We start from the raw sequence: 7,019 nt of genomic DNA on the forward strand, positions 1-7,019 counted from the left end.
GGCATACATCTTATAGCTATACAAAAACAATTAATAACCATAAACTTCTAATATCATGAAAAAATTAACCACCATCTTTTTAGGCTTAGCTTTACTGTTAACTACCACCTTAGTAAATGCAAAACCGGTTTCGACAAACGAAAATTTAACCGCCATACACGCCATCAATACTTATGTTGATGCAATTACCCGCGGCAAAGTACAAGGCCTTAACGATGTGCTCGATCAATCGGTAAAGTTCAGTATGCTGCGTGGCAAGACCATGCTTAGTTTTGATAAGAAACAGATGATTGACTTCCTGAAACAAGGCAGGAATGTAGAATTAGCCTGCACCACCAACACCGAAGTTGTTGAACGCAACGCCGACGTAGCTGTGGTAAAAGTAGATATGAAGTTTGAGAACTTCACCCGCAGCAACTATGTAACTATTGCCAACACTCCATCAGGCTGGAAGATCACCAACGTTCACAGCGTTTTTAATAAATAAGTTTAGCAGTTTAGTTTAGTGTTTAAGTGTGAGGCCTCCCGGGTTACGGGGGGCTTTATTATTTCACATACGGCTGCAGCACTGCCTGCCATTTGTCATACCCGGTTTTATTCAGGTGCAGCAAGTCACTCTCAAACAGTGAGGAATCCGGCTGCATAGTAGCAGGATTCAATATCACCGTAGCTACATCAATATAATGCCCGTTTGCCTTGCCGTTTAAAAAGGCTTTAATGCGGGTATTAGCCGTTTTCACTTCATCAAAATATTTAGCGCGACTTGGGCTTGGCTTTACTGCCATAAAGTATACATCCGTTTTGGGCAACTTACTTGCCAGCATAGTCCACAATTTTTCAAATTGTGCAGCTACAAACGCACCCGATTTACCCGCTGCAATGTCATTCTCTCCGGCGTAGATAAATACCTTTTTAGGATGATAAGGAAACAGGATATAAGGTGTATAATAGTCTACCAGTTGTTCCAGGGTACAGCCCCCAACGCCACGGCGTATAATAGGTTTGTTACTAAAGCGCTGCTCCAGATCTGTCCATTTGCGAATAGACGAACTTCCTATGAAAAGGATGCCGTTCTTAGGCGGAAACTTTAAGCTATCCTGGTGTTTAAATTCCCTTATCTCATTATCAAACGGAAAGCCTTGTTGAGCACGGCTTGTAAGCGCTGTTGCGGTTAAAACAAAAAAAATCAGCAGGCGGAGTTTCATACAGTTTGTGTTAGGCGTTCTTCAAAAAACATAAACGGCATCATACTTTGTACGCCGTCTATCACCCATACCGGGCCATCTATACAATACAACAATACTTTTAAAGCGCTGTTCTGCTTTTTTTCTACTTCCGCCATTACCTGCAGGCATGCGCCGCATGAGGTTACGGGCTTTAATAGTTCAAACTCATCTGTGTGGGCAGTAACAGCCATGCTCACCACCGGGTCATTAGCGTGGTTGGCTCCCCAGTTAAACAATGCCACCCGTTCAGCACAAAGCCCCGACGGATAAGCCACGTTTTCCTGATTGCTGGCGTATAGAATTTTTCCGCTTTTTAGCAGCAGCGCTACTCCAACCTTAAATTTCGAATAAGGAGAATGAGATGTAGCCAAAGCTTTTACCGCTTCGTTACACAGGTTTAGGTCAGTTGCACTTAATTCTTCGAGTGAATCGTATTCTTTGAAGGCTATTTTTATTTCGTGTTTTTTCATTGGTAACCCTCTTCTGAGAAAGGAGGGGTTACAATATAGTGTTAATATACTTACAAAGCAATAGCGGCACAACTGGAGCCCTGCTATCAATCCTTACTTTTCCAAAATTTTGAGATATCATATTCAGGCGAATCCATCACCAGTGTATCGTTGGCGAACGAGATCTTACCCGAGTAGGAAAAATCCGCATAAAAGATGTTGATCTGATCACCGCTCAGAGTATATTTATAAGCTTGACCATGCCTGAAGTAGTAAATGGAATCTGGTCTTATTTCAATTACAGGCCCATCTTTACTACCATCAGTCCATGCACCCTGTATCCGGGCTTGAAGTGATGGTCGCTTCTTTACCTTGACAGGATGCGGTGCCACGGACCTAACGACCCTTATTGTATCAGCACTAAGCACCTTTTTTGATGCATCCTTGCAGCTTGCAATAGCCGCAATCGCCAACAAAATAGTGGTTCGCTTTACTAACATATCACACCGCTACTGCCAGTGCCACTTCTTCATTCTTCTCTGCCAGCACCGGATTTACTGTCTCGTCGTCCTTTTCTACCCTCAGGTTGTTTACGATATGCTGCTGTCGGGTAGGCGTATTTTTGCCCATAAAGTATTCCAGCAGGTTCTTGATGTTAGCATCCTTCAGGAAAACCGGGTCAAGGCGCATGTCCTTACCAATAAACAATCCGAACTCCTCGGGAGATATCTCGCCCAAACCTTTAAAGCGCGTTATCTCCGGCTTGTTGCCCAGTTTCGCAATGGCATTACGGCGTTCTTCGTCGCTGTAGCAGTAAATTGTTTCTTTCTTATTCCGCACCCTAAACAAAGGCGTTTGCAGGATAGAAACATGGCCTGCTTTCACCAGGTCGGGGAAAAACTGCAGGAAAAAAGTCATAAGCAACAGCCTGATGTGCATACCATCCACATCGGCATCTGTAGCTATTACAATATTGTTGTACCTAAGCCCGTCTATACCATCCTCAATGTTCAGCGCATGCTGCAGCAGATTAAATTCTTCGTTCTCGTAAACCACCTTTTTGGTTAGCCCAAAGCAATTTAGCGGCTTTCCTTTTAAACTAAATACGGCTTGTGTCATCACATCACGTGACTTAGTGATCGATCCGCTGGCCGAGTCACCTTCTGTGATGAACAGCGTGGTATCCTGTTTGCGTTCGTGATTGTCGTCAAAGTGCAGCTTGCAATCGCGTAGCTTACGGTTGTGTAGCGACGCCTTTTTAGCACGATCGTTTGCAAGTTTTTTAATGCCGGCAATGTCCTTACGTTCACGTTCAGATTGTAATATCCTTTTCAGCAGGGCATCTGCTGTTGCCGGGTTTTTGTGCAAGTAGTTATCAAGCTCTTTTTTCAAGAAGTCGTTAATAAAACCACGTACCGAGGGCCCTTCGGGTCCTACGTTTTGTGAACCCAGCTTGGTTTTTGTTTGCGATTCAAAAACAGGCTCCTGAACCTTAATTGCTATGGCTGCAACTATTGAAGCGCGGATATCTGATGCATCAAACTCTTTTTTGTAGAACTCACGAATGGTTTTAACTACCGCTTCCCGGAACGCGGCCTGGTGGGTACCGCCCTGGGTAGTATGCTGACCGTTTACAAATGAGTAATACTCTTCGCCGTACGACTGACCATGCGTCATCGCTATTTCTATATCTTCACCTTTCAGGTGGATGATAGGGTACCGTAAGTTCTCCGCATCCGCATTGCGGGAAAGGAGGTCGTACAGGCCACGTTCTGACAGGTACTTTTTACCATTGAAATTGATGGTAAGGCCGGAATTCAGGAACACGTAGTTCCAGATCATATTCTCTACAAACTCTGGTATGAACCGGTAGTTACGGAAAATAGAATCATCAGGAATAAAGTTGATCGCAGTGCCATTGCGTTGAGAGGTTTCCTTTTCGGCCTCGTCGCGCACTAGCTCACCTTTTTCAAATTCGGCAATTTTAGTACGGCCGTCTCGGTAAGACTGTACTGTAAAAGTTGAAGAAAGCGCATTAACTGCTTTGGTACCCACACCATTCAAACCAACAGACTTTTGGAAGGCCTTGCTGTCATACTTACCGCCGGTGTTTATTTTAGATACGCAATCTATCACCTTTCCCAATGGTATGCCACGGCCGTAATCGCGCACTGCAACTTTGTGGTCGCTCATGTTCACCTCAATAGTCTTACCGGATCCCATCACAAACTCGTCTATGGAATTGTCAACAATCTCCTTCAGCAACACATATACGCCGTCGTCATAAGCTGAGCCGTCGCCCAGTTTACCAATGTACATGCCGGGGCGCAGGCGAATGTGCTCTTTCCAGTCGAGCGAACGGATACTATCGTCGTTATAATTTATATTCTCTGCCATAAGTTATCAATGAGGAACGGGCGTAAACTACCCAAAATGCAAAAATACGGTTCAGACATTCAAATCCGTACTTAAATGTCCTAACTTATCAACATTAAAGTCAATCGCCCTTAAACTTAATACATGTACTAGCGCGGTCGATGTTCTTGAAAAACTCCGGGCCTTTTTCATTAGAAAAGCAAACTGCCATAATGGTACCTATATGGTCCTTTTGCAGGGTTACCAGTAGCGCGTATTTGTAATAGTTGGTTGCCGGCGAATATAATAGATTGATAAGGTACGATTTACCGGCATCGGCGTTGTACTTTGCGAGGTAACGTGGTGGTATGGTGCGCACAAAATAGCTGCCTTTTGTACCACCTAGGGCAAGCGCCTGCGCGGAACCCATGCCCAGGTACAACGAATCGGGGTTAGCTAGGCTGGTTTCGGTATTTCCTTTTACCCTTTGATAAGCAGTATAGTTTTGTTTCTGCGACTTTACCTGGAACCAAATCTGAAATTCCTTACCGGGCAATTCTAAAGCGTAATCAAAAGAATTATCTTCATCATCAGGCGCTTCAATCTCCTTAAAACCTTTTGGGAAAGAGAATACTACATTAGCCCTGGATATAATATCCTGAAATTCTTTAAGACGAGGACTGACATAAACAGGCTGTACATTAGTAGCAGGGACTTGTTTTTTGCTATAATGATGCTTTTTACCCTGTGCAATTGCAGGCGCAATACAAAACAACAACAATCCCGTAAGTAATAATTGTTTAATTTGCTTCAACACAGTTTAGATAAGCAGGTGGTCAAAATTAGTCAAACGAATTTAATTTAGATAAGGCACTAATTCAATACAATTATAATATAAATTATAAACATAAATAATAAAGCAATGGGTGTACAGCCGAGGCTCAACCGATTCGACCTAACCATGATCGTGATTAGCCTGGTAATAGGCATGGGTATATTTGGTACGCCAAGCAATGTGGCCACGACTGCTGGCAGCGCCTGGATATTTTTTGGTGCCTGGATATTTGGCGGGATAGTAAGCCTGTGCGGTGCGCTTACTTTTGCAGAGATTGGCGCACGGTACCCTACAACGGGAGGTTTTTACAAAGTTTTCTCCTATTGCTATCATCCTGCATCTGCTTTCATGATCAACTGGGTGCTGGTGATCAGCAATGCGGCATCGGTAGCAGCAGTTGCTCTGCTGGGTGCCGAGTACATTAACCCAATTGTGCTTCCGGCCAGTTTGCAAAACGACCTTGGCACAAAGCTCACTACTATACTTACTGTACTGGTACTGTATGTTGTTAATTTCCTGGGCATAAAGCAAAGTGCGCGCGCGCAAAACCTGCTTACCATTTTTAAAGCTGGGATGATAGTAGTGTTATGTACCGCTGTGTTTAAAAGTGATACAAAAACTGCAGTAAACATTGCGGCTGTGCCGCATAGCGGAAGTTTGATCACCGCTTTTGGATTGAGCCTTGTAGCAGTATTCTTTACCTATACCGGATATTCTCAAACCATTAATTTTGGCGGCGATATTGTAAACCCTAAGCGCAACATACCAAAAGCGATCTTCATCGGCATGGGGGGTTGTAATTACCCTTTACCTGGTAATTAACTATGTGTATTATGCCGTATTGGGTATTGGCGGACTGCAACAAACGCACACACTGGCGGCCTACCTGGCGGGTGTAATATTTGGACCTATGGGTTATAAAATAACATCTATTCTGATGTTTATTTCCGTTGTGGCATATGTAAACGTGAATATAATGTCTAACCCGCGTACTTATTATGCTATGGCAGAAGATGGTGTGCTCCCGCCGATATTTAAGAAGGTAAACCCCAAAACACAGGTGCAGGAATTCGGCATGAGTTTTTTTGTGGCTGCCATTCTGCTGATACTTTTCTTTATAGCCAAATTTGGTGAGGTACTTAACTATGTGATGTTTTTTGAAACGATAGGAACGTCTATCGCAGCAGCAGCTATTTTTGTGCTGCGCAGAAAAACTAGGCAAATGGATACCAGCAATATCTATACAATTAAGCTTTTCCCCCTTATACCGTTGCTGTTTGTACTCTCCTATTGGTTTGTTACCATAAATATTTTTATAACCTTCAAGAGCGATCCCCTTGCGGTACTATGGTGTATTATAGCCTATGCGGTAGGGCTAGCTATTTACTTTTTGGGCGTTCGAAAAAAAGAGAAGCCGGGTGTCACGCATGTAAAATAATCTTTTTAAATTTTTTTAATAAGTTTCTTGATTAAGTAAAAACTGATAACTAAGTTTGCGTAAATGATAGAATTTAGATCATTAAAGCAAAGCCTCTCTTTATTCTCGTTGAGGAATTTAAATTTTATAGTTAATTGGTTGTTAATCCTCACCCCGGTGGGGATTTTTTATATCCTCACTTTTCCCAAGTATCACACATTCAATATATAAGCATTTTATGGCACGATTAAATTTACTAGAAGAGACGCGATATGAGAAGCTGCCGGTAACGGTGTACCCTGATCAGAAGACAGCCTCGCTGGCGGTAGCCGGGCGGATAGCCGCCCTGATCCGCAGCAAGCAGGCAGCAGGCAAACCAGCGGTGCTGGGCCTGGCGACCGGTGTAACGCCGGTAGGCGTTTACGCCGAGCTGGTGCGCCAGCACCGGGAGGAAGGCCTGTCCTTCGCCAACGTTGTCACCTTTAACCTGGACGAGTACTACCCCATGAAACCCGACGCGGTGCAAAGCTATGTTACGTTCATGAACGAGAACCTCTTCGACCATGTAGATATCGACCGTGCCAATGTGCATATACCCGATGGTACCCTTGAGCAGGACGCGGTAGCCGCCTTCTGCCTCAACTACGAGCACCAGATAGAAGAACTGGGCGGGCTGGACCTGCAGCTCCTCGGTATCGGCCGTACCGGCCACATCGGCTTCAACGAGCCGGGCTCGG

At 44.2% G+C, this 7,019-nt stretch carries 9 protein-coding genes; 4 read left to right on the plus strand and 5 right to left on the minus strand.

Features of this window, described 5'->3' with window-relative positions:
- Positions 1 to 55 precede the first annotated feature (55 nt).
- Entirely contained in the window at positions 56 to 487 is a 432-nt protein-coding gene (locus DYU05_RS10495) for a nuclear transport factor 2 family protein (protein ID WP_117382882.1), read from the plus strand.
- A 58-nt stretch (positions 488 to 545) separates the two neighbouring features.
- On the opposite strand, the gene DYU05_RS10500 is transcribed toward DYU05_RS10495, so the two are convergent.
- From DYU05_RS10500 to DYU05_RS10520, 5 genes are all read right to left on the minus strand, one after another.
- Complete coding sequence (locus DYU05_RS10500) at positions 546 to 1,205, minus strand: GDSL-type esterase/lipase family protein (RefSeq protein ID WP_117382883.1); 660 nt, start codon at positions 1,203 to 1,205, stop codon at positions 546 to 548.
- Entirely contained in the window at positions 1,202 to 1,696 is a 495-nt protein-coding gene (locus DYU05_RS10505) for a cytidine deaminase (RefSeq protein WP_117382884.1), read from the minus strand. Before DYU05_RS10505 ends, DYU05_RS10500 begins: the two co-directional genes overlap by 4 nt.
- Before the next feature lie 86 nt (positions 1,697 to 1,782).
- Positions 1,783 to 2,175 carry a hypothetical protein gene (locus DYU05_RS10510; protein WP_117382885.1) on the minus strand — a complete coding sequence of 131 codons (393 nt, stop codon included), beginning with the start codon at positions 2,173 to 2,175 and terminating at the stop codon, positions 1,783 to 1,785.
- A gap of 1 nt (position 2,176) precedes the next feature.
- Positions 2,177 to 4,072, minus strand: coding sequence for a DNA topoisomerase IV subunit B (locus tag DYU05_RS10515; RefSeq protein WP_117382886.1), 1,896 nt, complete (start codon positions 4,070 to 4,072; stop codon positions 2,177 to 2,179).
- 100 nt (positions 4,073 to 4,172) lie between these two features.
- On the minus strand, positions 4,173 to 4,844 hold the full coding sequence (locus tag DYU05_RS10520; protein ID WP_117382887.1) for a hypothetical protein: 672 nt from the start codon (positions 4,842 to 4,844) through the stop codon (positions 4,173 to 4,175).
- A gap of 108 nt (positions 4,845 to 4,952) precedes the next feature.
- Here DYU05_RS10520 and DYU05_RS21425 point away from each other — a divergent pair, with 108 nt between their 5' ends.
- The 3 genes from DYU05_RS21425 to DYU05_RS10535 all read left to right on the plus strand — a co-directional run.
- Positions 4,953 to 5,687, plus strand: a complete 735-nt coding sequence (locus DYU05_RS21425; protein WP_117382888.1) for an APC family permease — start codon at positions 4,953 to 4,955, stop codon at positions 5,685 to 5,687.
- Between the two features lie 4 nt (positions 5,688 to 5,691).
- Positions 5,692 to 6,303: an APC family permease gene (locus DYU05_RS21430; protein ID WP_262511255.1), complete on the plus strand. Its 612-nt coding sequence runs from the start codon at positions 5,692 to 5,694 to the stop codon at positions 6,301 to 6,303.
- 217 nt (positions 6,304 to 6,520) lie between these two features.
- Positions 6,521 to 7,019, plus strand: a 499-nt coding sequence (locus tag DYU05_RS10535) for a 6-phosphogluconolactonase (protein WP_205771829.1), incomplete at its 3' end; no start/stop codon positions are given.

The sequence above is a fragment of the Mucilaginibacter terrenus genome, from assembly GCF_003432065.1.
Lineage (GTDB): Bacteria > Bacteroidota > Bacteroidia > Sphingobacteriales > Sphingobacteriaceae > Mucilaginibacter > Mucilaginibacter terrenus.